The 25,501-nt window shown below is 74.7% G+C and carries 25 protein-coding genes and 1 pseudogene; 16 read left to right on the top strand and 10 right to left on the bottom strand.

Features of this window, described 5'->3' with window-relative positions; genetic code table 11:
• The first annotated feature begins 29 nt into the window (after positions 1–29).
• From GEV43_RS24365 to speB, 3 genes are all read left to right on the top strand, one after another.
• Complete coding sequence (locus GEV43_RS24365) at positions 30–659, top strand: RNA polymerase sigma factor (protein ID WP_160822674.1); 630 nt, start codon at positions 30–32, stop codon at positions 657–659.
• Positions 652–1,650, top strand: coding sequence for a CU044_5270 family protein (locus GEV43_RS24360; protein ID WP_160822673.1), 999 nt, complete (start codon positions 652–654; stop codon positions 1,648–1,650). The genes GEV43_RS24365 and GEV43_RS24360 overlap by 8 nt, the downstream gene beginning before the upstream one ends.
• Before the next feature lie 124 nt (positions 1,651–1,774).
• A complete protein-coding gene (speB, locus tag GEV43_RS24355) occupies positions 1,775–2,800 on the top strand; it encodes an agmatinase (protein WP_160822672.1) in 1,026 nt (341 codons plus the stop codon).
• Between the two features lie 10 nt (positions 2,801–2,810).
• On the opposite strand, the gene GEV43_RS24350 is transcribed toward speB, so the two are convergent.
• Complete coding sequence (locus tag GEV43_RS24350) at positions 2,811–3,362, bottom strand: RNA polymerase sigma factor (protein ID WP_160822671.1); 552 nt, start codon at positions 3,360–3,362, stop codon at positions 2,811–2,813.
• Between the two features lie 46 nt (positions 3,363–3,408).
• Between GEV43_RS24350 and GEV43_RS24345 the strand changes: the two genes are divergently transcribed.
• The 7 genes from GEV43_RS24345 to GEV43_RS24315 all read left to right on the top strand — a co-directional run bounded on the left by GEV43_RS24345 (position 3,409) and on the right by GEV43_RS24315 (position 9,778).
• On the top strand, positions 3,409–4,755 hold the full coding sequence (locus GEV43_RS24345) for a serine/threonine-protein kinase (RefSeq protein ID WP_175250126.1): 1,347 nt from the start codon (positions 3,409–3,411) through the stop codon (positions 4,753–4,755).
• Between the two features lie 85 nt (positions 4,756–4,840).
• Positions 4,841–5,521, top strand: a complete 681-nt coding sequence (locus GEV43_RS24340) for a DUF4232 domain-containing protein (RefSeq protein ID WP_160822670.1) — start codon at positions 4,841–4,843, stop codon at positions 5,519–5,521.
• 97 nt (positions 5,522–5,618) lie between these two features.
• Positions 5,619–6,278 carry a hypothetical protein gene (locus tag GEV43_RS24335; RefSeq protein ID WP_160822669.1) on the top strand — a complete coding sequence of 220 codons (660 nt, stop codon included), beginning with the start codon at positions 5,619–5,621 and terminating at the stop codon, positions 6,276–6,278.
• Positions 6,279–6,361: 83 nt separating this feature from the next.
• A complete protein-coding gene (locus tag GEV43_RS55075; protein WP_160822668.1) occupies positions 6,362–6,637 on the top strand; it encodes a hypothetical protein in 276 nt (91 codons plus the stop codon).
• 206 nt (positions 6,638–6,843) lie between these two features.
• A complete protein-coding gene (locus GEV43_RS55070; protein ID WP_160822667.1) occupies positions 6,844–7,236 on the top strand; it encodes a nuclear transport factor 2 family protein in 393 nt (130 codons plus the stop codon).
• A gap of 9 nt (positions 7,237–7,245) precedes the next feature.
• A complete protein-coding gene (locus GEV43_RS24320) occupies positions 7,246–8,205 on the top strand; it encodes a helix-turn-helix domain-containing protein (RefSeq protein ID WP_160822666.1) in 960 nt (319 codons plus the stop codon).
• Between the two features lie 124 nt (positions 8,206–8,329).
• Complete coding sequence (locus tag GEV43_RS24315) at positions 8,330–9,778, top strand: aldehyde dehydrogenase (RefSeq protein ID WP_160822665.1); 1,449 nt, start codon at positions 8,330–8,332, stop codon at positions 9,776–9,778.
• Positions 9,779–9,839: 61 nt separating this feature from the next.
• Here GEV43_RS24315 and GEV43_RS24310 read toward each other — a convergent pair whose 3' ends face one another.
• Positions 9,840–11,141, bottom strand: coding sequence for a hypothetical protein (locus tag GEV43_RS24310; RefSeq protein WP_160822664.1), 1,302 nt, complete (start codon positions 11,139–11,141; stop codon positions 9,840–9,842).
• A gap of 116 nt (positions 11,142–11,257) precedes the next feature.
• On the opposite strand from GEV43_RS24310, the gene GEV43_RS24305 reads away from it, so the two are divergent.
• Positions 11,258–11,851 (top strand): hypothetical protein, encoded by a 594-nt coding sequence (locus GEV43_RS24305; RefSeq protein WP_160822663.1) that lies wholly within the window; start codon positions 11,258–11,260, stop codon positions 11,849–11,851.
• A gap of 40 nt (positions 11,852–11,891) precedes the next feature.
• On the opposite strand, the gene GEV43_RS50905 is transcribed toward GEV43_RS24305, so the two are convergent.
• Complete coding sequence (locus GEV43_RS50905; RefSeq protein WP_160822662.1) at positions 11,892–12,545, bottom strand: TetR/AcrR family transcriptional regulator; 654 nt, start codon at positions 12,543–12,545, stop codon at positions 11,892–11,894.
• A gap of 71 nt (positions 12,546–12,616) precedes the next feature.
• On the opposite strand from GEV43_RS50905, the gene GEV43_RS24295 reads away from it, so the two are divergent.
• Entirely contained in the window at positions 12,617–13,276 is a 660-nt protein-coding gene (locus GEV43_RS24295) for a CatB-related O-acetyltransferase (protein ID WP_375539054.1), read from the top strand.
• Between the two features lie 211 nt (positions 13,277–13,487).
• Positions 13,488–14,432 (top strand): triacylglycerol lipase, encoded by a 945-nt coding sequence (locus GEV43_RS24290; protein WP_160822660.1) that lies wholly within the window; start codon positions 13,488–13,490, stop codon positions 14,430–14,432.
• Between the two features lie 24 nt (positions 14,433–14,456).
• Here the strand turns inward: GEV43_RS24290 and GEV43_RS24285 are convergent, their stop codons facing one another.
• The 7 genes and pseudogenes from GEV43_RS24285 to GEV43_RS24255 all read right to left on the bottom strand — a co-directional run bounded on the left by GEV43_RS24285 (position 14,457) and on the right by GEV43_RS24255 (position 21,392).
• The gene (locus GEV43_RS24285) at positions 14,457–15,428 is read right to left on the bottom strand and encodes a nitronate monooxygenase family protein (RefSeq protein WP_160822659.1); all 972 of its coding nucleotides are present in this window, start codon (positions 15,426–15,428) and stop codon (positions 14,457–14,459) included.
• Complete coding sequence (locus tag GEV43_RS24280; protein WP_160822658.1) at positions 15,425–17,038, bottom strand: AMP-binding protein; 1,614 nt, start codon at positions 17,036–17,038, stop codon at positions 15,425–15,427. The genes GEV43_RS24285 and GEV43_RS24280 overlap by 4 nt, the downstream gene beginning before the upstream one ends.
• Positions 17,035–17,838: an enoyl-CoA hydratase/isomerase family protein gene (locus GEV43_RS24275; protein ID WP_160824751.1), complete on the bottom strand. Its 804-nt coding sequence runs from the start codon at positions 17,836–17,838 to the stop codon at positions 17,035–17,037. Before GEV43_RS24275 ends, GEV43_RS24280 begins: the two co-directional genes overlap by 4 nt.
• A gap of 2 nt (positions 17,839–17,840) precedes the next feature.
• Positions 17,841–19,028: a CaiB/BaiF CoA-transferase family protein gene (locus tag GEV43_RS24270; protein WP_160822657.1), complete on the bottom strand. Its 1,188-nt coding sequence runs from the start codon at positions 19,026–19,028 to the stop codon at positions 17,841–17,843.
• Positions 19,029–19,164: 136 nt separating this feature from the next.
• Positions 19,165–19,707, bottom strand: a pseudogene (locus GEV43_RS24265) (enoyl-CoA hydratase/isomerase family protein); the annotation flags it as partial.
• A gap of 139 nt (positions 19,708–19,846) precedes the next feature.
• Complete coding sequence (locus GEV43_RS24260) at positions 19,847–20,803, bottom strand: hydroxymethylglutaryl-CoA lyase (RefSeq protein ID WP_160822656.1); 957 nt, start codon at positions 20,801–20,803, stop codon at positions 19,847–19,849.
• 97 nt (positions 20,804–20,900) lie between these two features.
• The gene (locus tag GEV43_RS24255) at positions 20,901–21,392 is read right to left on the bottom strand and encodes a MarR family winged helix-turn-helix transcriptional regulator (RefSeq protein ID WP_160822655.1); all 492 of its coding nucleotides are present in this window, start codon (positions 21,390–21,392) and stop codon (positions 20,901–20,903) included.
• Between the two features lie 185 nt (positions 21,393–21,577).
• Between GEV43_RS24255 and GEV43_RS24250 the strand changes: the two genes are divergently transcribed.
• The 3 genes from GEV43_RS24250 (at position 21,578) to GEV43_RS24240 (ending at position 25,497) form a co-directional block, all read left to right on the top strand.
• Complete coding sequence (locus GEV43_RS24250; protein WP_160822654.1) at positions 21,578–23,023, top strand: aldehyde dehydrogenase family protein; 1,446 nt, start codon at positions 21,578–21,580, stop codon at positions 23,021–23,023.
• Positions 23,024–23,033: 10 nt separating this feature from the next.
• Entirely contained in the window at positions 23,034–24,350 is a 1,317-nt protein-coding gene (locus GEV43_RS24245) for an aspartate aminotransferase family protein (RefSeq protein ID WP_160822653.1), read from the top strand.
• A gap of 97 nt (positions 24,351–24,447) precedes the next feature.
• Positions 24,448–25,497, top strand: a complete 1,050-nt coding sequence (locus GEV43_RS24240; RefSeq protein WP_160822652.1) for an ABC transporter substrate-binding protein — start codon at positions 24,448–24,450, stop codon at positions 25,495–25,497.
• Positions 25,498–25,501 lie beyond the last annotated feature (4 nt).

Below are 25,501 nucleotides of genomic sequence, written 5' to 3'. Positions count from 1 at the left end.
GTCATGGCCGCGAGCGAGAGGTCGACTCCATGCCCCACACCGCCCGGAAGGTGCCGCCGCGCGATCCGCCGGCTCCGCCGCACGACCTGGACGACGCGTCCGTCATCGTCTGGTCCCTGCGGGAGCCCGAGCGGTTCGCGGCGCTGTTCCGCCGGCACGCTCCGGCGATCATGCGGTACGTCGTCCGGCGGCTGGGGCCCGGCCCGGCCGACGACATCGTGGCCGAGACGTTCCTGGTCGCGTTCCGGGCGCGCGCGTCGTACGACACGGCGCGCGGGGACGCGCGGGCGTGGCTGTACGGGATCGCGACCAACCTCGTGCGGCGGCACCGGCGCGACGAGGTCAGGCAGTTGCGGGCGCTCGCGCGGACCGGGGCCGACCCGGTGACCGAGTCGTTCTCCGACGCGGCCGACACCCGGCTCAGCGCGGGCGCCGCGCGCCGCGCGCTCGCGGCGGCGCTCGCGCGGCTGCCCGCCGCGCAGCGCGACGTGCTGCTGCTGGTGGCCTGGGAGGGGCTCACCTACGACGAGGCGGGCCGGGCGCTCGGCGTCCCGGCCGGAACGGTCCGGTCACGGATGAACAGGGCGCGCGGCAAGCTGCGCGGCGCGCTCGGCGGAATCGATCCCACCGCGGTGACGGAGGAGCAGGCCGATGAATGAGCTGTCCGAGACGCGGCGTCTGCGCGCGGAGGTCCCGGCGGACCTCGACCTGGCCGGGGCCGAGGCCCGCTTCCTCGCGGGCCTGGAGGCGGACGCGCCGCGCCGCCGGGCCGTCATGCGGTTCGTCCGGCCGCTGCCGCTGGCCGCGGCGGGGGCCGTCGCGGTGGCGGGCGCGGTCGCGGTGTCGTACCTGGGCGCGGACGGCGGCGGGGAGCCGACCGCGGTGGAGGTCGCGAACGTGTCGGCGCTCATGGACCGCGCCGCGGCGGCGGCCCTGAAGGACCCGCTGCCCGTTCCCCGGCCCGACCAGTACCTCTACCAGGAGATGCAGGAGACGCAGCCCGCGAGCGCGTCCGACGACGCGCGCTGGCTCGGGCGGCAGCACGTGCGGACGTGGCAGTCGGTGGACGGCTCGCGGCCCGACCTGAGCCGCCACCGGACGCTCCCGCCGCTGCCCATCCCGGGCCGCCCGCTGCCCTCGACCGCGACCGAGGCCGCGCACGCGCCCGAGGAGATGGTGTCCGAGCCGTGCGGGACGCGCGCGCCGATCGACCGCCCGTACCTCGGCGCCGTGCCCGCTGACCCGGACGCGCTGCTGCGCCTGCTCGACGAGAGCGGCGGCGACGGCGACCGCGGCGACCGGCTCTGGGAGAGCGCGTCGGACGTGCTGGTCTCCTCCGCCGCGCCGCCGAAGGTGCGGGCGGCGCTCTACCGCGCGATCGCGCGGATCCCCGGCGTCCGGGTGGTGGACGACTCGCAGGACGCGGCGGGACGGCACGGCGTCGCGGTCGCCCGGGTGGTGGACGGCGTGCGCGAGGAGCTGATCTTCGACCGCGCCACGTTCCGCTTCCTCGGCGAGCGCGGCGTGGTCGTCGAGAGCGGCGACCAGGGTCCGGCGGGCGCGCTGGTGGCGTCCAGCGCGATCCTCCGGGTGTCGGTGGTGGACGCCCCGCCGAAGCCGGGCCCGAAGGCCGAGCGGGCCGACTGCTGACGCCGCGCCCGGTGAACGGCATCCGGCCCGTCCGAATCCGCGCGCCGGTGGTCGTCCCGTCGAATCGGGAGCATCGTGGCAAAAGCGACGCATGTGCCCGGCACGACGACCCTGGAGTTGGCAGATGGCCCCGGCAGAACGGTACGGACCGCAGTACGGCCCCGACATCACCTTCCTCGGCGTTCCGCGCTGCACGTGGCCGGACCCGTCCACCTACGGGGACGCCGACGTGGTCATCCTGGGCGCGCCGTTCGACGGCGGGACCTCCAACCGGCCCGGCACGCGGTTCGGGCCGCAGTACATCCGCAAGTCGTGCTCCCTGCCGCACGACGGGTCGCGGCCCTCGCTGGCGCTGCGGGTGGACGGCCTCCAGGGGGACCTGACCGTCTACGACGCCGGGGACGTGGAGATGTACTCCGGGGACGCCGAGCGTTCGGTCCGGGACCTGCGGGAGGCCGTCCACGCCATCACGCGGGGCGGCGCGATCCCGCTGGTGCTGGGCGGCGACCACACCATCGCCTGGCCGGACGCCGCCGGGGTCGCCGACCACCTCGGCGCCGGCCGGGTCTCGATGATCCACTTCGACGCGCACGCCGACACCGGCGACGTCGAGTTCGGGTCGCTGATCGGGCACGGCCAGCCGATGCGCCGGCTGATCGAGTCCGGGGCCGTCCGCGGCGACCGGTTCCTCCAGATCGGCCTGCGCGGCTACTGGCCCGGCCCCGAGACGCTGGCGTGGATGGCGCGGCAGGGGATGCGCTCGTACGAGATGACCGAGATCACCGCCCGCGGCCTGGACGCGTGCCTGGACGAGGCGTTCCGGACCGCCGTCGACGGCTGCGACGCGGTGTTCCTGTCGGTCGACATCGACGTGTGCGACCCCGGCCACGCCCCCGGCACCGGCACGCCCGAGCCCGGCGGCCTGACCGGGCGGCAGCTCCTGGACGCCGTCCGGCGCGTCGCCTACGAGCTGCCCGTCGCGGGCGTCGACATCGTGGAGGTCTCGCCGCCGTACGACCACGCCGACATCACGTCGTCCCTGGCCAACCGGGTCGTCCTGGAGGCCCTGTCCGGCCTCGCCCGCCGCCGCCACGACGAACGCCACGGCACCACCTGGGACCCCCGCCGCCCCCTCCTCGACGACCGCTGACCGCGGCCCGTCAGGGCGTCTCCCGCAGCCACTGCTGGAGGTACTGGCGGCCGCGGTGCAGGCGGGACTTGACGGTCCCGAGGTTGAGGCCGAGCAGCTCGACGATCTCGGCGTACTCCATCTGGCAAACGTCGCGGTAGACCACGGGGGCGACCAGGCCGGGGTGGGCGCGTTCGAGCCGTTCGAGGGAGTCGAGCAGGTCGATGCGCGATCCGGCGATGACGCTGGTCGTGCGCGGGTCGGGGCGCGTGTTGGTGTGCGCCTCGGTGAGGGGGTCGGCCTGGCGGCGCTTCAGGTCGGCGTAGGTCTTGCGGGCGCAGTTGGTGACCACCGTGTGCAGCCAGGTGCCGAAGCGGCTGCGCCCCTCGAACGTGGTGATCTTGCGGGCGACCAGGAGCAGCGCGTCCTGGGCGGCCTCCTCGGCGTCCTGCTCGCAGGGCAGGAACCGGACGCACCGCCGCAGGACCTCCGGGCGGATCTCGCGGAGCAGCTCCTCCAGCGCCGCGGGGTCGCCCGCGGCGGCCTGGGTCGCGAGTTCCTCCGCACGCGCGGGCAGCGCCACACGTCCCCCGTTTCTCGACAACTCGCAGCTACGGCACCATAGCAGGATGATGTCGCCTGAGATGATCGGCCGCTACCGGCTGGAGGAGGAGCTCGGCGCCGGGGCGTTCGCGGTGGTCTGGCTCGCCCGCGACGACGCGCTGGAGACCGCCGTGGCGATCAAGGTGATGGCCGGTCACTGGGCGCGGCGCGCCGACGTCCGCGAGCGCTTCCTGGCCGAGGCGCGGCTGCTGCGCCAGGCGTCCTCGCCGCAGGTGGCGCAGGTGTTCGACATCGGGGAGCTGCCCGACGGGCGCCCCTACTTCGTGATGGAGCACGCCGACCGGGGCACGCTCGCCGACCGGCTGGCCGAGGGGACGCTGCCCGTCGCCGAGGCCGTCCGGCTGACCGCCGAGGTCGCCCGGGGCGCCGCCGACCTGCACGAGGCGGGGATCCTGCACCGCGACCTCAAGCCGTCCAACGTGCTCGTGCGCTCGGTCCCCGGCGGCCGGGAGCGGCTCCTGATCGCCGACCTCGGGCTGGCCAAGAGCCTCGCGCACGCCTCGGGCCTGACGATGGGCGCGGGCTCGGCCGGCTACATGCCGCCCGAGCAGATGGGGCCCACGGCCGGGCTGGACGAACGGGCCGACGTCTACAGCCTCGGGGCGATCGGCTACCACCTGCTGACCGGCACGGTGCCGGGGCCGCCCGGCCAGATCGTCGCGCCGCGGGCGCTGCGGCCCGAGATCCCCGCGCGCGTGGAGCAGGTGCTGCTGCGGGCGATGCGGCCCGAACGGGACGACAGGTGGCCGAGCGCCCGGGCGTTCGCCGCCGAGCTGGGGCGTCCGGGCCGTTCCGTGCCGGGCGTCCGCCGGAGATGGCGGTGGCTGGCGGTCCCGGCGGCCGTCGCCGTCCTGGCGGGCGGCGGGTACTACGCCCTCACGACGCCGTGGCACGGGTCCGGGACGGTCTCCGTCCAGGACGGCTCCGGCCGGATCCACCTGAAGGTGCCCGACCCCTGGGGCGGGCAGCTCGCCGACTCCGGCTGGGACCCGAGCACGGTCGGAGGGAAGGGCGGCCGGCAGCCGGGCCTGCTCGTCGCCGCCTCGGTCGCGGACTGGCCCGACCTGCGCGCCGAGGACGAGGGGGTGTTCGCCGGGCTCAGCCCGCAGGACCTCGGCCGCCGGGTGGACGGCATCACCCATCCCGGCTGCCGCGACGGCGGCCGCCACACGGTCCGGGCGGGGCGCTGGCAGGGCGTGGACCGGCGGTTCGACTGCCCCGGCACGGGCACGGTCGAGGAGATCACGCTCTCGGCCCCCGGCGCGTCCGCGCACGCGTACGTGCAGGTACGGCAGTCCGCCGGGAGCGACGAGACCCGCCGGGTCCTGTCCGACCTGCGGATATCGGCCTGAGAACTTTTTTGGAACCTTTTCCGCCCGCCCCGGATCTCCCTTGGTGAAGGCCCACACAGACGCACTCGCAACGGAGGACCCCACCATGAACACTCGTCGCCTGCTCAACGTCATCGGCGCCGGCGTGGCCGCCGGCGTCCTGAGCGGCGGGCTGGCCGCCTGCGGTTCGGACACGCCGACCCCCGTGAAGGGCGCCGCCGCGCCCGCGCCCGGCGGCTCCTCCCCGGCCGGGAGCGAATCCCCGGGCGGGGGCGAATCGGGCACGCCGGGCACCGGTTCCAAGCCGGGCGCCGCCTCGCCGGGCGGAACGGCCGGAGCGGGCAGGCCCACCAGGACGGGCTCGTCCACCGACCGGTGCCACTCCTCGCAGCTGCGCGCCTCGATCGGCCGCGGCAGCCCCGGCGCCGGGCAGCGCAACTTCCCGCTCGTGCTGACCAACATCTCGTCCCAGACCTGCACGCTCCACGGCTTCCCCGGCGCCGGGTTCTTCGCCGCCGAGGGCGGGCAGATCGGCGCGGACCCGGTGCGCACGGGCGGCGCGGGGAGCCTGTTCAGGCTGGCGCCGGGCCGCAGCGCCTGGGCCGGGCTGAGCTTCCCCTCCCCGGACATCACCGGCGCGAACGCGGTCCAGCCCGCGACGGTCGTGGTGACCCCGCCCGACGAGCGCGACAGCATCAGCGCCCGCTGGACCGGCGGCAAGGTCCCGGCCAGCGGCACCTCCTCCAGCATCAAGATCACCTCCCTCTCCCCCGGCACCGGCGCCTGACCCGCGCGCCGCTCGCACGTGCCCGCCAAGTCACAGAATCGCCAAATCCACAGCGATATAGACCGCCGGTCATGGTTTCTGGTTAATCTCCGGGTCCGTGACCGTCCCACCGCCCGCTGACGGCGTTCCTCCCGCACCGCGCCCGCCGCGCCGCGCCCTGTTCGCCGTCCTCGGCGCGGGGGTCCTCGCCCTCGTCCTCGCCCTCGGCGCCGCCGCGCTGGCCGCGACCGGCGCGTTCGGCGGGGAGGACGGCGCGAAGGCCGGTCCGGACCCCGCGGCCCCGCCGCGGCTGGGCGACTGCTTCGAGTTCCCGAGCGGACGCCAGCAGTTGGAGACCCGGCTGATCCCCTGCGAGCGCCCGCACGAGGCCGAGATCGTCGCCGCGTACGCGCCGGCCGCCACTCCCCGCCTCAAGGACGTCCCGGACGCCGGGCAGAAGGAGGCGATATGCGACCGGCTGGTCGCCAAGCGGTTCGGGACCCGGCTGCCCATCGACCGCGGCGAGGTCATCGCCCTGGTCCGCCCACGAGCGCGGAACCAAGCGAGGAACCGGGCGGGGAAGGCGGGGGACCCCGCGGGGAAGCGGGCGAGCCGTACGCGCCGCCGAACGTGCCGCCGCCCGCGACGGCGCCCGCCGACGCCACGGCCGAAGCCCCCGAGGCGCGCGTCCGCTGCGCGGCGACGGGCCCGTTCGGCAGTACGACGACGGGCCGCCTGGACCCGCGTTCGATCAGGCTGCGCGCCTGGGACGAGCTGAGGCCCGGCGACTGCTTCTCACCGCTCGGCAACGACTCCACCAGCGTCCGCTACCCGGGCTGCACGGCCCCGCACGCGGGCCAGGTGTACGCGGGTGTCATCGTCCCCCAGGCACCGCCGATCGCGACGCTGCCGCCCCACGCCGGAGTCGACCGCACGCAACGGCTGGCCCGGAAGGGCTGCGCCCGTGCTTGGCGGCCGCTCGCGCGCAAGTACCGGCCGTCCGTCCCGGTCGGGTTGCGCTTCAAGGACCTGGAGCCGGGCAGCGCCTCCCAGGACCACCTGGTGCTCTGCTACGTCGCCCCGGCCAAGGGCGGCACGTTCGCCCAGGCCGTCCTGCCGAACGCGGTCCCGATCTGACGCGGGTCGTTCCGTTACGGACAAGGACTGTTCCGGCAGGGGCAAGAGCCGCGGCGGGGCGGGGCGGTGGACTGGCGCGGAGCGCCCGGCCGGACGGGTCGGAGGGCGTCGCGGTCTTCCATCGGGGCGCGATCGCCGGAAGGCTGGCGGGCGACGGGAACGGCCGGCGTCCGGCCGTCCGGATCTCCAACACGGGAGGGGCATCAGTGAGCGAGGCGTACGACATCGTCAAGGCCCACTACGCGGCGTCGGACCGCGGCGACCTGGACGGCATGGTCGAGCCGTTCGCCGCGGACATCCGGTGGACGGAGATGGCCGGGTTCCCGTACGCGGGCACCTACGTGGGCCCCGACGAGGTCCGTTCGGGCGTGTTCGAACGGCTCGGCCGCGAGTGGAAGGGCTTCCGCGCCGATCCCGACCGGCTCGTCGACGGCGGCGACGGCACGGTCGTGGGGATCGGCGTCTACTCGGGCACGTACCGGCGGACGGGACGGTCCATGCGCGTCAGGTTCGTCCACGTGTGGCAGGTGAAGGACGGGCGGATCACGGGGTTCGAGCAGTTCACCGACACCCACCTCGTCCGCGCCGCCATGGAGTAGGGGCCGCGCATGACGCTGCTCATCCGCACCTCGGACCTCGTCCCGTCCGAGCGGTTCGAGTTCTGGCGCAGCGCGGTGTCGGAGATGTTCGTCCCGCTGCGCACCGACGCCGCGCGGCCCGAACGCTTCGACGGCAGCATGCGCGGTTTCGAGCTGGGCGCGCTGAAGGTCGCCGAGGTCGCCGCGGGCCCGCACGTCGTGCGCCGCACGGGCGCGCTGATCGCCCGGTCCGATCCCGGCCACTACAAGCTCGGGGTGCAGCTCAGGGGCTACTGCGTGCTGACGCAGGACGGCCGCGAGGCCCCGCTCGTCCCGAGGGACCTGGCGGTCTACGACACGACGCGGCCGTACACACTGGCGTTCGACGACGCGTACCGGCAGCTCGTGCTGATGTTCCCGCGCCGCCTGCTGCGGCTGCCGGACGAGGCCGTCGCGGGGATCACCGCGACGCGGATCTCCGGGCGGCGGGGCCTCGGGGCGGTGCTGTCGCCGTTCCTGGCCGGGCTCGCCGGGCACCTCGACGAGCTGGACGGCCGGGCCGCCGTACGGCTCGCCGACAACGTCCTGGACCTGCTGGTGACGCTGCTCGCCGAACGGCTCGACGTCGCGGCCCCCGCGGCCGGGACCCGCGGCGCGCTGCTGGTCCGCGCGCGCGCCTACATCGAACGCCACCTCGGCGACCCGGACCTCGGCCCGGACCGCGTCGCCGCCGCGCACCACGTCTCGACCCGCTACCTCTACAAGATCTTCCAGGACGAGGGCACGACCGTCTCGGCGTGGATCAGGCAGCGGCGGCTGGAGCACTGCCGGCGCGACCTGCGCGACCCGCTCCAGCTCGGCCGGCCGGTCAGCGCGATCGCGGCGGGCTGGGGCTTCGTGGACGCGGCGCGGTTCAGCCGGCTGTTCAAGGCCGCGTACGGCGCGAGCCCGCGCGAGTACCGGCGGGGCGGCGGACCCGGGGCGCGGTGACCGGCCGGGCGGCGGGCCCGCCGTTCCGGCGCGGTCAAGGGCCGTACGGGCACGGACAAGACTCCCGCGCCCGCCGCGGCGGAGGCTGGGCACGCCGCGGCGCGTACGGGAGGACATCGTGGACATGCACGGCAGGCTTCACATCAACGGCGAATGGTGCGACGCGGCCGGGGGCGCCGTGTTCACCACCTACGACCCCGCGACCGGGCGCCCGCTCGGGACCTGCGCCGACGCCGGGCCGGACGACGTGGACCGGGCGGTCGCGGCGGCCCGCGCCGCGCTGGCGGACCCGGAGTGGGCGGCGATGCCGCCGAACGCCCGCGCCCGCCTGCTCTGGCGCCTCGCCGACCTGGTCGAGGAGAGCGCGGCCGAGCTCGCGGAGCTCGAAACCCGCGACCAGGGGCAGCCGCTCGGCGTCGCGCGGTCGGTGAGCGTCGCGGGCGCCGCGGAGCACTTCCGCTACTTCGCGGGCTGGTGCACCAAGATCGAGGGCGCGGTGTCGCCGGTGTCGTTCCCGGACACGCTGCACTACGTGCGCCGCGAGCCGGTCGGGGTCTGCGCGCTGATCACGCCGTGGAACTTCCCGCTGATGATCGCCGCCTGGAAGCTCGCGCCCGCCCTGGCCTGCGGCAACACGGTGATCCTCAAGCCCGCCGAGCAGACCCCGCTGACGAGCGTCCGCCTCGCCGGGCTGTGCGAGCGCGCCGGCTTCCCGCCGGGCGCGGTCAACCTGCTCACCGGCGGCCCCGCCACCGGCCGCGCCCTCGTCGCGCACCCGGACGTGGACAAGGTGTCGTTCACCGGGTCCGGCGAGGTCGGGCGCGAGATCGTCCGGGGGTCGGCGGGCAACCTGAAGCGGGTCACCCTCGAACTCGGCGGCAAGGCCCCGAGCGTCGTCGCCCGCGACGCCGACATCGACGCGGCCGTGGCGGGCAACCTCCAGGGCGCGCTGCTGAACAGTGGCCAGGTCTGCGCCGCGTACAGCCGCATGTACGTCGACCGGCGCCGCGCCGACGAGTTCACCGGCAAGCTCGCGGCCGCCGCCGCCGGCCTGCGCCTCGGCCCCGGCCTGGACCCCGCGACGCAGCTCGGGCCGCTCGTCTCCCTGGAGCACCTGGAACGCGTCGACTCGTACGTGCGCGCCGGACGGGCCGAGGGCGCGCAGCTCGTCACCGGAGGCGAACGCGCCGGCGGCCCGCTGGAGGACGGCTTCTTCTACCGCCCCACCGTGTTCGGCGCCGTGACCGACGGCATGGCCGTGGCCCGCGAGGAGATCTTCGGCCCCGTGCTGCCCGTCCTCGCCTACGACGACCCCGAGGAGCTGGCGCACCGCGCGAACGGGACGGAGTTCGGCCTGGCCGCGTCCCTGTGGACCCGGGACCTGGCGACCGCGCACCGCCTCGCCGCCGACATCAAGGCCGGGGCCGTCTTCGTCAACATGCTCCCCGTCCCCGACGCCGCCGCGCCCTGGGGAGGCTTCAAGTCCAGCGGCTGGGGCCGCGAGATGGGCCCGTACGCCATCGACGCCTACACCGAGGTCAAGGGCGTCTGGCTCCACCTCCCCACCCCCTGAGTCCTGGCCCCGGGTCCGGAGCGGTCCGGGCGCCACCGCGTCCGGGGCGCCCGGACGACGGTCACGGGTTCGGCATCAGGGAGAAGATGACCCGCTTGCCGTTGGCCCGGTCGATGCGCTCGTTCAGGCCCCACAGCCTGCGGGTCTGCGGCGCCCACGACAGGTTCTGCGTGTAGACGGGGGCCGTGGTGAGGACGTGCGGCTCCGCGCCCGGCTTGGCGTAGTGGAGGCAGGACAGCGCGTCCTCCGCGTCCGGGTCGGGGACCCAGCCCTTCGGGCACTTCCCGGCCATGTAGTAGGTCTGGCCGTCGGTCGCCACGCCCTGCATCTGGAAGACGGGCGAGACGTACGAGGCGTCCGCGGTCGCGCCGGCGACGGGGCGGATCGGGTCGTCGGAGCGCGGCAGCGCCGTCCGCGCGTCCAGGTCCCAGCGGATGACGCGCCCGCCCGCGGCGGACCTGTGCTCGCCGGACACCAGGGCGTCGGTACCGCTGCGGTCCAGGCTCAGCGAGCTGAGGCACACCAGCTCGTCCCCTCCGGGATGGCACGCGCGCGGGTCGGCGTCGCGGGGCCCGGTGGTGTAGCGGGCGACCATCGGCAGCGCCCAGTCGTGCCAGCGCGCGGACGCCTTGCCGCCGGAGACGCCGACGCGCTCCTCGCGGCTGTCCATCTTCCACAGGTGCCGCAGGTCGTAGACCTGGAGCTCGGCGCCGTTGGCGACGAAGAGCTTGTTGCCGTACCAGGTCACGCCGTCGCCGTGGAAGCGCTGCACCGGCTCGAACCCCGGAGGGCCGTCCACCGGGCGGACGAGCATCACGTGCCCGTAGGTGACCCTGCTCCCGGTGGACTCGACGACGCTGATCCGGCCGTAGTTGCCCGCCTGCTGCTCGCTCTTGCCCATGTACCAGGAGGCGATGTAGAGGTGGTGGCCGTCCACGGTGCCGCTCGGGTCGGCGTCGTGGGAGCCGGTCAGGCCCTGCGGCGTCCAGCCCCCGGACAGGTTGCTGCTCTTGTCGTCGGTCGGGTCCCAGCAGAAGCCGTCGTACCTGAGCCTGCCGTCCAGGCCGGTGTCGTGGCAGAGCGCGGGACGCCCGACGTGCTGCGCCGACCGCGCCACGCTCAGCGCCGAGACGGGCTGGACGGCGCCCGCGCCCTCCAGCTCGGCGACCCGGTTCCCGAGCCGCGTGTAGTCCCGGTCGAGGTCGATGTGGAGTGCGTAGGTCCTGGTCTTGGCGCCGTCCTCCTGGAGGAGCGTGGCCGCCGCGGAGGCCGGCGGCGCGACGGCGAGGCCGCCGGCGAGGAGCGTCAGCGCGGCGACGGCCGCGCGGACGCCGAACCTCCGCGCCCGGTTCGAAGATCTCATGACCGGCCATTTAAACGATCTTGAACGGGCCGTTCAACCGGTTACCGCGCCGCCCGCGCGGGCCCGGCTCCCGTGATGCGGGAGGGGGCCCGAGTGGTCCGTGACACACTCGTCGCGTGGCGTTGCCATCGGCCGGTGTGTCCGCGGGGGTCATGGAGAGGGACGGAATGGGTGGATACGGCGATCAGAACGCGGCTGCCAGCGCATCGACGCGCACGACCTCCAGCGAGCGGGCCCGTGGCGGGGCGCTGCTCGCACTGGCGGGACTGCTGGTCCTGTCCGGCTGCGGGACGGGCGACGACGATTCATCGGACGCCTCGTCGCCGGGCGGCTCCTCGTCCGCGAAACCGCCTGCGAAATCGTCCGCTCCGCCGAAACCGGCTGACGGCACCGATCTGGCCGCCTGCGCCGATGGCCGGTGCGAAGTGCAGGTCAGCGCGTCGGCGAAGCTTCCCGTACCGCGCAAGCTGAAGGTCGCCTCGGTACGGGTCGAGTCGGTCGGCTCCGGCTCCGTCACCGTTGTCGGACGTTATCTGGGCAACTCCCAGGGCGGCTTCTGTACCGGCAGGAGCTGCAACTCGTCCGGGTCGGGAGGCGGGTTCAAACTCACCCTCGGCCCTGACAGCACCGGCAGCCAGAACGGTCTGAGCATCACGGCGCTGACCGTCAGCGGCGGGACCGCCGTGCTGCGCCTCGCCCCCGTCGACTGACCGGCCCGCGCCCGCCGGTCGCGATCGGCCTCGCCGCGGCTCAGGCGCCGTCGTCCGCTGACGGCGGGGCGAAGGCTCCGGCGGACGCGGCGAGGACGGCGCTCCTCGCCGCATGGTCCGGCAGGCGCGGGTCGGGCGGCGCGCCGAGCAGGACGATCTGGTGGTAGAGCGGCGCGGTGGCGGCGATCAGCAGGCCGCGCGCGTCCGTCCCCGGCGGGAGCTCCCCGCGGTGGACGGCCCGGCCGACCGCGGCCTCGCAGCGGACGTACCGGTCCTCCCAGAGCCGCCGCAGCGCGCGGGCGGCCTCCTCGGAACGGAACGACGCGGCGATCAGGGCCGTGCTGAGCGGGGGCCGTTCGGTCAGGGACGCGAGGATCTCCTCGTTCAGCGCGAGGAGGTCGCCGTGCAGCGAGCCGGTGTCCGGCGGCTGCCAGCCGTCGTCGCCCGCCGCGTCGAGGACGTCGGCGAGCAGCCCGCCGACGTCGCGCCAGCGCCGGTACACGGTCGTCCGGTGCACGCCCGCGCGGGCGGCCACGCCCTCGACGGTGAGCCCGTCGTAGCCGCGCTCGCCGAGCTCCGCGCGGACCGCCTCGATCACGCGCGCGCGGGTGCGGCCGGTCCGGCCGCCAGGGCGGCGCCGGACCTCGGGGCCCGAGGGGGAGCCGCCGGGCTGCGACTGTGCGGGGTTCGTCACCGGCCAATCCGTTTGCCTGGGGGAACGGCGTCGTGCCACGATCCTAATGCATCACTTGTCGCACTAGTGGATTGGACGCCATGCCGCTCGTTCCCGCCGACCCGGCCGCCGTGCACCCGATGCCGGGGCAGCCGCGCGTCGTGCTGCTGAAACCGCTGGTCACCTCGCCCCTGATCGAGGTCGGGGAGTTCACCTACTACGACGACGCGGACGATCCGACCGCGTTCGAGACCCGCAACGTGCTGTACCACTACGGGCCCGAGAAGCTGGTCATCGGGCGGTTCTGCGCGCTCGGCGAGGGCGTGCGGTTCATCATGAACGGCGCCAACCACCGCATGGACGGCCCCTCCACCTTCCCGTTCCCGATCATGGGCGGGTCGTGGTCCGAGCACTTCGACCTCATCACGGGCCTGCCAGGACGGGGCGACACGGTGGTGGGCCACGACGTGTGGTTCGGCTACCGGTCCACGGTCATGCCGGGCGTCCGCATCGGCAACGGCGCCGTCGTCGCCTCCGGCTCCGTCGTCGTGGACGACGTGCCCGACTACGGGATCGTCGGCGGCAACCCCGCCCGCCTCATCCGCAGCCGGTACGGCGAGCGCGACGTCGCGCGGCTGCTCGCCGCGGCCTGGTGGGACTGGCCATTGGAGCACATCACCGAGCACGTGCGGACGATCATGTCGGGCGGCATCGACGAGCTGGAGGCCGCCGCCCCTGGCGCCCGCCCGTGACGCCGTGCGGGACTCGCGCCCGGAGCCGCGGGAGGCGCGGGAGTCGCGGGGCTCGCGTCCGGAGCCGCGGGAGGCGCGGGCCTGGGTGAGGTCGTCTTCGGGGACGAACGCCGGCGGGGTTTGTCGTCACGGACTGCGTAGTGGGCCGGATCCTCAAATAGATAGCGTTGTCTGTATGAGCCGTCCCAACTCCTGAAGGAACGAGGGAGCCGTGAGCAGACACCGGATCCGGCGCGGGCTCGCCGCCGCCGCCACGGCGGCGTGCGCGGCGATGGCCGTGAGCGCCGCCACGCCGACGCCCGCCTCAGCGGAGACGACCTATCCCGTCGGCGATGTGGGGACGGCGGTCGGCAACTTCTTCTTCAGTCCGGACGCCGTTCCGGGGGCCAACATCTGGTCGTGCAAGCCGTCCGCCGCGCATCCCCGTCCCGTGGTCATCGTGCACGGGACGACGTCCAACTTCGGCTCGGCCGGGGCCATGATCGCGCCCACGCTCGCCAACCACGGGTACTGCGTCTACGGGTTCAACTACGGCGAGACCTATTCCACCCTCGGCCACATCTACGGCCTGGGCGACATCGCCGAGTCGGCCCGTACGATGCGCGCGTTCGTCGACAAGGTGCTGGCCGCCACGGGGGCCGCCGAGGTGGACGTGGTGGGCGGCTCCCAGGGCGGGATGATGCCGAACTACTACATCAAGCGGCTCGGCGGCGCGGCGAAGGTGCGCACGCTGATCGGCCTCGGGCCGACCAACCACGGCACCACCCTGGGCGGCCTGGTCGACCTCGGCCGAGCGCTCAACGTGCTCGGGATCGTCAACGGCTTCTACCACCTCATCGGATCGCCCGCGCACGTCCAGCAGGAGGAGGGATCCGAATTCCAGAAGGCGCTGTTCGCCGATGGCGACACCGTTCCCGGAGTGCGTTACCTGACGGTCGCGACCTCGCATGACACCACGGTCACTCCCCTGACGAACTCGTTCCTCCATGGCGGCGACGCCACCAACATCCTGCTTCAGGATCTGTGTCCGGACGATCCGGTGAGCCATTCGGGAATGTCGTTCGACGGACCGATCATGCAGATCATCCTCAACGCGCTCGGCCCCGACGCGCCGGGGTTCGAGCCGGAGTGCACCGGCTACGGGCCGAACGTCTGAGCCGTGCCGGGCGGCCGGACGCCGTCAGGGGCCCGATCGCCGGTCCAGCGGGGGCAGGCCGGCGAGCGCGGCCGCGTACTCCTCGGCGAGGCCGCGGACGATGTCGGCCGCCGGGAGGACCGCGTCGACCAGTCCGGCCGACTGGCCCGCCTCGACCTTGCCCCAGGTGACGTCGCCGTCGAAGGCGGCCATCCGCAGGCTCGACCCGGTGAACTCGGCGCGCCGCCGCTCCAGGCCGGCGCCGGTGCGCTCCAGCTCCCCCATCCGTTCGGCGAAGTCGTTGGCCAGCAGCCGGACCATCCCGAGCTGGTGGCCGACCGTCCGCGTGTCGCCGACGCCCGCCGCGAGGACCGCCTGCTTGTACGCCGGGTGCGCGTTCGACTCGGCGCTCGCGAGGAACCGCGTGCCGAACTGCGCCGCGCCCGCGCCGAGCGCGAGGGCGGCGGCCAGCCCCGCCCCGTCCGCGAAGCCGCCGGACGCGATGATCGGCGTGCCCGGCGCGCGTCTGGCGACGGCCCGGACCATGACGAGCGTGGAGACCAGCGCGGGCGGCGGGTGGCCGCCCGCCTCCGCCCCGACGACCACGAGGCCGTCCACGCCGGCGTCCACGGCCTTGGCCGCGTGCTCCTCCCCCGCGACGACGTGCAGGCACACGGTCCCGAGGTCCTGGAAGCGGCGCAGGTAGCGGCGCGGGCCGCCCTGCGAGGCGATCAGCACCGGGACCCGGCGGGCGCAGAGCGCGTCCATGACCTCGGCGGCGCCCTTGCGGTTCAGCGGCAGGTTCACCGCGTACGGCCGGTCGGTGCCGGCCTCGACCTCGTCGATGGCGCGCTCCAGGTCGGGCAGCCGCATCGGGCCGGCGGCGATCACGCCGAGCCCCCCGGCCCGGGACACCGCGAGTGGCAGCGCCGATCCCGACGACGCCCACGACATGCCGGCCTGGACGATCGGCAGGTCGACGCCGAGCAGGCGGGTGACGCCGGTGGCGATCCTCACGGGGCCTCCGCCAGGTCGAGCAGCCGCCGCGCGTACGCCGCCAGGTGCCGCTTCTGCACCTTGGAGCTCGCCGTCATGCCGATCTCCTCGAACCCCTCGACCACGCGCAGGTGCCGAGGCGCCTTGAAGCCCGCGAGGCGCTCTCGCGCCCAGCCGAGGATCTCCTCGGGATCGGCGCGGCAGCCCTCGCCGAGCACGACGAACGCGAACGGGACCTCCATCAGCCGCGCGTCGGGAACGCCGACCACCGCCGCCTGCCGGATCTCCGGATGGCGGTGCAGGACGTCCTCGACCTCGGCGGGGGCGACGTTCTCCCCGCCGACCCGGATGATCTCCTTGGCGCGGCCGGCGAACTCCAGGCGGCCGTCGGGGCCGAGCCGGCCGAGGTCGCCGGTGGACAGCCAGCCGTCCGGCGACAGCACCTCTGCCGTCTCGGCCGGCATCGCGTAGTAGCCGCGCATGACGTTCCAGCCGCGGACGAAGATCTCCCCCGTCTCCCCGGCGGGCCGGTCGAGCCCGGTCGCCGGGTCGCGGACGGCGACCTCGACCCCCGGCTGCGGGAGCATCCGCCCGGCGGCCCGCACGTCCTCCGGCTCCCACCAGGCCGACTGCGCCACGTTCGGGGACGCCTCGGACAGCCCGTACCCGGCGACGCACTCCGACGCGCCGAGCTCGCCGATGACCCGCCGGACGATCGTGGGCGACGCGGCCAGCCACGCGCCGCGCAGCCGCAGCCGCCGCCGGGGCAGGTCGGGGTGGTTCAGCAGCATCAGCGCGATCGTGTCGTTCCCCGAGAAGTGCGTGCAGCGCTCGGCCTCCATCAGCCGCAGCGCCTCGCCCGCCTCGAACCGGTCCATGGTCACCAGCGTGGCCGCGTGCTGGAGGCAGGCCAGCACCGACAGCGTGCTGCCCGCCGCGTGGAAGAACGGCCGCGCGCTGTGGAAACGGTCGCCCGCGCGCAGGCCGAGCCGCGCGCCGGAGAAGAACGCGTCGGCGCACATGCTCCGGTGCGTGAGCAGCACGCCCTTCGGGTACGAGGTGGTGCCCGAGGTGTACTGGATCAGCAGCACGTCGTCCGGGGCCGAGCGCGGCGCGACCGGCGGCGCGGGCGCGGCGAGGAACTCCTCCCAGGAACGGGCGGCGGACGGCACGTCCGGGCCGAGCACCACCACGTCCCGCAGGTCGGGCAGGGACGGATCGGGCAGGGACGCGTCCACGCCGGGGCAGACCTCCCGCAGCATGGCGGCGAAGTCGGAGCTGAGGAACCGGTCGGCGGTGAACAGCAGCCTCGCGCGGGACTGCCGCAGCACGTAGGCGACCTCCTCCGCGCGGAACCGGGTGTTGACCGGCACCGTCACCGCGCCGAGCGAGCCGATCGCCACGAGCAGCGCGACCCAGCGCGGACCGTTCCCGAGGCACACCGCCACGTGGTCGCCCCTGCGCACGCCGGCGGCGGCGAGCGCGGCGCGGACGGCGCCGACCTCGGCGTCCAGCTCCGCGTAGGTGGCCGAGCCCTGCGCGGAGACGACGGCCTGGACGTCGGGGGCCAGGGCCGCGGCCCGCCGCAGCGCGGCGTCGGCGGTCAGCGGGCAGATCCCGGTGAGGTTCATCGTCCGGCTCCGTTCTCCGGTCCCGTACGGCCGTCCGGCCCGCCACCGGGTCCGCCGCCCGACGCGAAGGCGTCGACGCCGCCGCGCCAGCCGCCGTCGGCGAGGCAGCGCTCGATCGCGGCCATCTCGATCCCGATCCCGCTGGTCAGGTCCGTCTGCGAGCCCAGGTCCACCGCCTGCTTGGTCAGCGACATCGCCAGCGCCGGCGCGCCCGCGATCGTCTCCGCGAGCCGTTCGCCGGCCGCGAGCAGTTCCCCGGCGGGGACGGTGCGCGCGACCAGCCCCACGGCGACGGCCTCCTCGACCGCCATCGTCCTGGCGGTGAACAGCAGCTCCTTGGCGCGGCGCTTGCCGATGACGCGTTGCAGCCGCTGCGTCGCGCCGACGGTGCCCCAGTGCGGTTCGGGGAACCGGAACGTGGCGTCGCCCGCCGCCACGACGAAGTCGCACGACATGGCGATCTCCCCGCCCGAGCCCACCACCGGCCCGTGCACCAGGGCGACGACCGGTTTGGCGCACCGTTCGATCGACTCGTACGCGCGGAACGAGGCGAGCCGCCGGGACCGCACCCACGGCTCGTCGCGGCCCCTGCGCTCCTTGAGGTCCGCGCCCGCGCAGAACGCGGGGCCGTTCGCGCGCAGCAGCACCGCGCGGACGTCGCCGTCGGCGTCGAGCCGGGCGAACGCCTCGCTGAGCCGGTGGCACATCGCGAGGTTCAGCGCGTTGCGCGCGGCCGGGCGGTTCAGCACGACGTGCGCGACGCCGCCGGAACGGCTGACCAGCACGGGATCGTCGTCCATGACTAGATCGTCCCTTCGTCGCGGAGCCGGGAGATCTCCGCCTCGTCCAGGCCCAGCAGCTCGGTGAGCACGGCCTCGGTGTCGGAGCCGAGCAGCGGCGGGGCGGCGGGCTCGGGCGGGCCCGCGCCCTCGGCGCGCAGCGGGGTGCGCAGCGCGGGGAACCGGCCCTCGCTCGGATGGTCGAAGTGCCCGACCATGCCGCGTTCGGCGGTGTTGCGGTCGGCGAGCGCCTCGCGGACCGAGTGCACCTCGCCCGCCGGAACGCCGGCCGCGCGCAGCGCCCCGGCCAGCTCGTCCCTCGGCCACCCGGCGACGGCCTCGCCGAGCGCGGCCGTCACGCGGTCGCGGCGGGCGAGCCGTCCGGCGTTGGCGGCCAGCTCCGGGTCGGCGGCCAGCTCGTCCAGGCCGAGCACCGCGCACAGCGGGCGCCAGTGCGGGTCGCTGCCGCTGATGTGCAGCCACCGCCCGTCCTTGCACTCGAACGCGGCGGACGGCACGCGGCCGGGGTGCTCGGTGCCGGTGCGCGCCGGGTCCTCGTCCAGCGCGAACAGCCGGGCCGCCGCCACCGCCAGCAGGCTGACCTGGACGTCCATCATCGCCAGGTCCATGTGGGCGCCGCGCCCGGCGCCGTTCCGCCCGGCCAGCCCGGCGAGGGCGGCGATGGCGATCCACAGCCCGGACGTCAGGTCGGCGATCGGGACGCCCGCCTTCGCGGGCGGCGTGTCCGGGTGGCCGGTGAGCGCCATGACGCCGGACAGCGCTTGGAAGACGGTGTCGTACCCCTTGCGGTCGGCGTACGGCCCGGACTGGCCGAAGCCCGTCGCGGACACGTAGACCAGGCCCGGGTTCTCCTCCGCCAACGCCGCGTAGCCGAGCCCGCGCCGCTCCATCGCGCCGGGCAGGAAGTTCTCGACCAGGACGTCCGCCTGCCGGGCGAGGCCGCGCGCGATCTCCTGCCCGCGCGGCGTCGCGAGGTTGAGCGTCACCGACCGCTTGCCGCGGTTGAAGGCGAAGAAGTACGCGCTCTCGCCCGCGGGCAGCCGGGGCTCGAACCGCCGGGCCTCGTCGCCGCCGTCCGGCCGCTCGACCTTGATCACCTCGGCGCCCAGCTCGGCGAGGACCTGGGTGGCCATCGGCCCGGCGAGCACCCGCGAGAAGTCCACCACCCGGACGCCGGCCAGCGGCCTCACGCCCCCGCCCCCGGAACCCCCGCATGATCGCGTTGACGTCCCCGCCGGCCCGCATCGCCTCGTCGAACGGCAGGTCGGCGACGCGGTAGAACAGGCCCTTGGCCGCGGCCATCGCCCGCGGGTCCACCGCGGCCCAGCCTGCGGCGATCTCCAGGGCGGCGGCGAGCTCGTCCCCCGGCTCGACCACCCGGTTGGCGAGCCCGTGCCGGGCCAGCTCGTCGGCGTCCAGCATGCGGCCGGTGCTGATCAGCTCGAACGCGAGCTTGCGGCCGAGGTGCCGCTGGAGCCCGGTCATCACGATCGCCGGGACGAGCGAGTGCCGCAGCTCGGGGTAGCCGAACACCGTGTCGGTGGCGGCGACCACCATGTCGCAGCCGATCGCGAGGCCCGCGCCGCCGCCCATGGCGGGCCCCCGCACGGCGGAGACGATCGGCTTGGCGAGCCGCTGCGGGAGCATCTGCGTACGGGTCGTCAGGTCCGCCCGGCGCACCACCGCGTCCTGGTCGGCGGGCGTCAGGCCGGCGAACTCGCTCAGGTCCGCGCCGGCGCAGAACGCCCGGCCCGCGCCGGTGAGCACCACCGCGCGGACGGCCTCGTCGGCGTCCGCCGCCCGCAGCGCGTCGAGGAGGGCGGCGGTGAGCTCGGTGTTCAGCGCGTTCAGCTTGCGCGGACGGTTCATCCGCAGCACCCGCACCGCGCCGTGGTCCTCGGTGACCAGCACGCCGTCCCGTCCGCCGCCGACGCCGGCTCCGGCCGCGTCGGCGACGTCGGCCTCGGCGACCCGGGCGGCGGGACCGTTGCCGTCGAGGGGGTCCTGCTCAGACATCCTGGAACTCCTTCCGGCGGACCGGGCCGAACCCCGCCCGCGCGACCATGCTGTGCAGCGGGCGGCCGAGCGCCTCCTCGCACCGCCGCGACGCCGCCATGACCCTGTCGAGGTCGAGCCCGGTGTCCAGGCCCTCCGACTCCAGCAGGTTGACCAGGTCCTCGGTGCAGACGTTGCCGGTCAGGCCGCCGCCGTAGCGGATCCGCGCGGGATGGCCGCCCACCCCGCCGAACGAGCTGTCGAAGTCGCGGCATCCGGCCTCCAGCGCCGCGACGCAGTTGGCCAGCCCGGAGCCGCGGGTGTTGTGGAAGTGCGCGACGACCGGGAGACCGGACCGTTCCGACGACAGGGCCGAGGTGATCCGCCGGAACATGTCCTTGACGGTGCTCGGCGTGGCGAGGCCGGTGGTGTCGCCCAGCGTCACCATGTCCACGCCGAGCTCGGCGAACCGGGCCGCGTCCTCGACCACCACGCCGGGGTCCACCCGGCCCTCGAACGGGCAGCCGAACGCGACCGACACCACCCCGACCAGCCGGAACCGTCCCGCGGCGAGCCGCGCCATCTCGGCGACGGCCGCCCACTGGCGCTCGCGCGTCGTCCGCATGTTGCGCTCGGTGTGCGACTCGGTGGCGGAGACCAGCAGGCTCAGCTCGTCCGCGCCGTGCCCGGCGTCGAGGTCGGCGACCGCCCGCTGGACGGCGCGCGGGTTGGGGCACGTCGCCTTGTACGCCACGCCGCGCGGCCGGGGCAGCCCGGCGAGCACCGCGCTCGCGTCGCGCAGCGCCGGGACCCGCTCGGGGTGGCTGTACCCGGTGGCCTCGACGCGGGTGAACCCGGCCTCGGCGAACGCGCCGACGAGGCCGATCTTGACGTCCGTCGGGACGTCGGTCTCCTCGTGTTGCAGGCCGTCGCGGGCGAAGCATTCGCAGATCGTGACTCGGTCGGTCATGCGCGGCCGCCTCCCTGGAGCGTGACACCCACACGGGTCTTCACGGCAGGAATACAGGCCGGGTGTTGATGATGTCAACAGCGCGACAGGGCGCCGGTCAGGGTTCGGCGCGCTCCAGCGCCCGGCCCACGGCCGCCAGCTTGCGCAGCGCGGAGTCGAGAACCTCCTGCTCAAGCGGGCTGAGGCAGGCGAGGAACGCGTCGTTGCGGTCGTTGGCGGCGGAGATGAGCCCGCGGTAGAGCGACCTGCCGCCGCGGGTCAGGGAGACCTGCGTGCTGCGTCCGGGGCCGGGCTCGCGCTCGACCAGGCCGCGCTCGGCGAGCTTGGTGACCACGCGGCTCATCTGCGCCTTGTCGAGGCCGGCCAGCCGGGCGAGCTGGTTGACCGTCTGCGGCTCGTCCGCGCCGAGCAACGCGATCGTTCGCCATTCGTGCAGGCTGACGCCGAATTCGCGGCGGTAGCGGAGGGCCGCGCTGCGAGAGAGCGCGTTGGCCACGCGATGGAGCCGGTAGGACAGCAGGTCCCTGATCGGAAGGAGCGCGGTCGTCTCGGCGGCCGGATCCGCCGAGCGCGCGGGAGGTGCGTTCATGCGGCCCACTCTAAAGCCGGGACCCGATCGAGCGTTAGGTGTTGACAAATACAACACTTGGTTCTCAGACTGCTGCCCAGTGCCGATCACGGTCGGCGAGGACCGGCGCCGGTCCCGGGCGTCCCCCGGACCTCGGGGAACCGCCCCGGCTCCGCCGCAAGCCAGTTCACGAGGAGGGCCGCACCATGCCCGAAGACCCGTCCACCGCCACCCTGCTGATCGGCGGGGAGTGGCGAACGGCGGACGCCACGTTCGAGGTGGTGGACCCGGCCACGCTGGAGCCCGTCGCGCGGGCGGCCGACGCCGGGCCGCGGGAGGCGCTCGCGGCCCTGGACGCGGCCTGCGCGGCGTTCCCGGCCTGGCGCGACACGGCCGCCGAGGAGCGCGCGACCGCGCTCGGCGCCGCCGCGGCCCGGATCCGCGCCGGGGCCGACTCGCTCGCCGCGCTGATGACCGCCGAGAACGGCAAGCCGCTCGCCGAGGCGCGCGGCGAGATCATGAGCAGCGCCCGGATGCTCGACTGGGCGGCCGAGGAGGGCCGGCGGGCGAGCGGACGGGTGACGCCGCGCGCCGGGGGCGGCCCCGGCCTGGTGCTGCGCGCCCCGGTCGGCCCCGCGCTCGCGATCACCCCGTGGAACTTCCCCGCGAGCATGCTGGTCCGCAAGGCGGGCCTGGCCCTCGCGGCGGGCTGCCCGGTGATCGTCAAGCCCGCCGAGCAGACCCCGCTGGTCGGCACCGAGCTGGTGCGCCTCATCGCGGACGGGCTGCCGCCCGGCGTCCTCCAGTCGATCACCACGACGCGCCCGAAGGACGTGGTGGACGCCCTGCTCGCCGACCGGCGGCTCCGCAAGGTCAGCTTCACCGGCTCGACCGACGTCGGCCTCGGCCTGCTGCGCTCGACCGCGGACCACCTGCGGCGCACGTCCCTGGAGATGGGCGGGCACTCCCCGGCGATCGTGCTCGACGACGCCGACCTGCCCGCCGCGGCGGCGGGCGTCGCCGCGGCGAAGTTCGCCAACGCCGGGCAGAGCTGCATCGCGGTCAACCGGCTGTTCGTCCAGCGGCCGGTGTACGACGCGTTCCTGCCGCTGCTGCTGGAACGGGTCGCGGCGCTGCGGCCCGGCCACGGCGCCGACGAGGGCACGACGCTCGGACCGCTGATCGACTTCGCCGGCCTCGACAAGGTCGAACGGCACGTCGCCGACGCGGTCAAGCGCGGCGCGTCCGTCGCGGCGGGCGGGCGCCGCTGGGAGCCGCCGCGCCCCGGGCTCGCGGGCGCGTTCTACGAGCCGACCGTCCTCACCGGCGCGGACGACACGATGCTGATCAGCACGGAGGAGACGTTCGGGCCGGTGCTGCCGGTCTACGTCTTCGACGAGGACGGCGAGGCGGTCGAGCGGGCCAACGCCACCGACTACGGGCTCGCGGCCTACGTGTTCGGCTCGGGACTCGCCCGGGTGTGGCGGACCGTGGACCGGCTGGACTTCGGCGTCGTCGCGGTGAACGAGCCGTTCCCGGTACGGCCCGAGCTGCCGTTCGGCGGGACGAAGAACAGCGGGCAGGAGCGCGAGGGCGGCAGCGAGGGCATCGACGCCTACCTGGAGTCCAAGTCCGTTTCGATGAGACTGTGAGGGCGGTGCCATGACGACGGGACAGCAGATCACCCAGGTCCGGTCCGGGCCGGAGCGCGCGCGGGAGCTCGCCGAGCTGGACGCCCGTACGCTGGTCCATCCGCACAGCGTGATCGGCGCTCCGGCCGAGGCGCTCGTCCTGGACCGCGGCGAGGGCGCGGTGGTGTGGGACGTCGAGGGCCGCTCGTACATCGACGGCACGTGCGGCCTGTGGCAGTGCCCGGTCGGCCACGGCCGCCGGGAGCTGGCGGACGCCGCCGCCGGGCAGATCGCGAAGCTGGAGTTCTACTCCTCCTTCGGCGACTACTCCAACGAGCCGTCGATCCGGCTGGCCGAACGCCTGCTGGAGCTGGCGCCGGCCGGGATGCGCAGGGTCTTCTTCACCAACGGCGGGTCCGAGGGCACCGAGACGGCGATCAAGCTGGCCCGGCTGGCGCAGCACAACGCCGGCCGCCCCGAGCGCACGATCGTGCTCGCGCGTACGGGCGGGTACCACGGCATGGGCGGCGGCTCGCTGGCCGCGACCGGCATCGACCGGCTGCGCGCCGGGTTCGGGCCGCTGGTGCCGGGCATCGAGTTCCTCGGCAAGCCGCACATGCCGCCCGGCGACCCGGACGCGGCGGACCGGCTGGTCGCCGAGCTCGAAGAGCGCATCGAACGGATCGGCCCCGAACGGATCGCCGCGTTCATCGGCGAGCCGGTGCTCGGCGTCGGCGGCATGGTCCCTCCCCCGGACGGCTACTGGCCGCGGGTGCGGGACGTGCTGCGCCGCCACGGCATCCTGCTGATCGCGGACGAGATCGTCACCGCGTTCGGCCGGACCGGGCACTGGTTCGCCAGCGAGCGCTACGGCATCGAACCGGACATGATCGTCACCGCGAAGGGCCTGTCCAGCGGCTACATCCCGATGGGCGCCGTGCTGCTCGGCGACCGGGTGCTCGACCTGGCGGGCGGCGCCCCGTTCCTGCACGGCTTCACCTACAACGGCCATCCGGTCGGCGCCGCGGTGGCCCTCGCCAACCTCGAGATCCTGCGCCGCGAGGGCCTCCTGGAACGGGCCGAACGGCTCGGCGGGCGGCTGCTCGACGCGCTGCGCCCGCTGGAGCGCCTGGACCACGTCCTGGAGGTGCGCGGCGTCGGGATGATGCTCGGCGTCGAGTTCACGGACGGCGACACCTCGGGGGTGCAGGCCGGCTGCCGCGCCGAAGGCGTCATCGTCCGGGCCTCCGGCTCCAGCATCGTCCTGTCGCCGCCGCTGGTGATCAGCGAGGAGCAGCTCGACACGCTCGCGCGGGTGCTGACCGCGCAGGTCGAGGCCGCGCGCTAGCGCGCCCCGGCCGGACCGCGCACCGCGCCCCCCACCCCGCACCACCGCCCATCCACCACCGACCCCTGCCCCCGTACGAACGGCACCGGAGGAGACCGTGCGCCTGAGAACAGGCACCACGACCAAGGCCATGGCCGCCGGTCTCGCCGTGACCGCGGTCGCGGCCTGCACCATCGGCAACCCGGCGAGCACCCGCGACACGCTGACGTTCGTGTCGACCGGCAGCCCCTTCCAGGACTACCAGAAGAAGGCGTGGCAGCAGCCGTTCACGGCGCGGACCGGGCTGAAGGTCCGCAACGACGGCCCGGTGGACGAGGCGCGGCTGCGCACGATGGTCGAGGCCAGGAAGGTGAGCTGGGACGTCGTCGACACCAGCGCCGCCGCGGCCGAGCAGTACTGCGGCAAGTACGTGGAGAGGCTGGACTTCTCCGTGATCGACCAGAGCGTGTTCCCGAAGGGCACGGTCGGCCGCTGCGGCGTCCCCGCGTACTTCTACAGCCTGGTCTTCATGTACGACAAGGAGAAGTACGCGAAGGACCCGCCGACCACCATCGCGGACTTCTTCGACGTGAAGAAGTACCCGGGCAGGCGGATCGTCCCGCCGGAGATCGCCGTCGGGCTGCTGGAGGCCGCGCTGCTGGCCGACGGCGTCCCGAAGGAGGGGCTCTACCCGCTGGACCTGGACCGCGCGTTCCGCAGGCTGGAGCCGATCAAGCGGGTGACCACGTTCGCGAAGACGTACGGCCAGATGCAGCAGATGCTGGTCGACCGCCAGGTGGACATGGGCCTGGTCCTGTCGGCCCGCGCGTACCAGGCGCTCAAGGCGGGCGCGCCGTTCCAGCCCGTCTGGGACAGGACCATCGTGAACTGGGACGACCTGGTGGTCCCCAAGGACGCGCCGAACAAGGAGAAGGCGATGCGGTTCATCGCGTTCGCGTCCCAGGCCGAGCCGTCGGCGAGGCTGGCGGAGCTCGCGTCCGTCCAGCCGATCAACGAGGGCATCGAGCCGAGGTACGACCGGATCCAGCAGACCGTCAACCCGTTCACGCCCGCGCGCAGGCACTCGATCGTCCGGGCGGACGCCGCGTGGTGGGGCCGGAACTTCGACCAGGTCACCAAGCGGTACACCGCTTGGCTCGCCGGGTGAGGCC

This window comes from Actinomadura sp. J1-007 (genome assembly GCF_009793335.1).
GTDB lineage: Bacteria > Actinomycetota > Actinomycetes > Streptosporangiales > Streptosporangiaceae > Spirillospora > Spirillospora yumaensis.
Note: the sequence above shows the minus strand (reverse complement) of the source record. Positions and strands in the feature narration are given on the sequence as shown.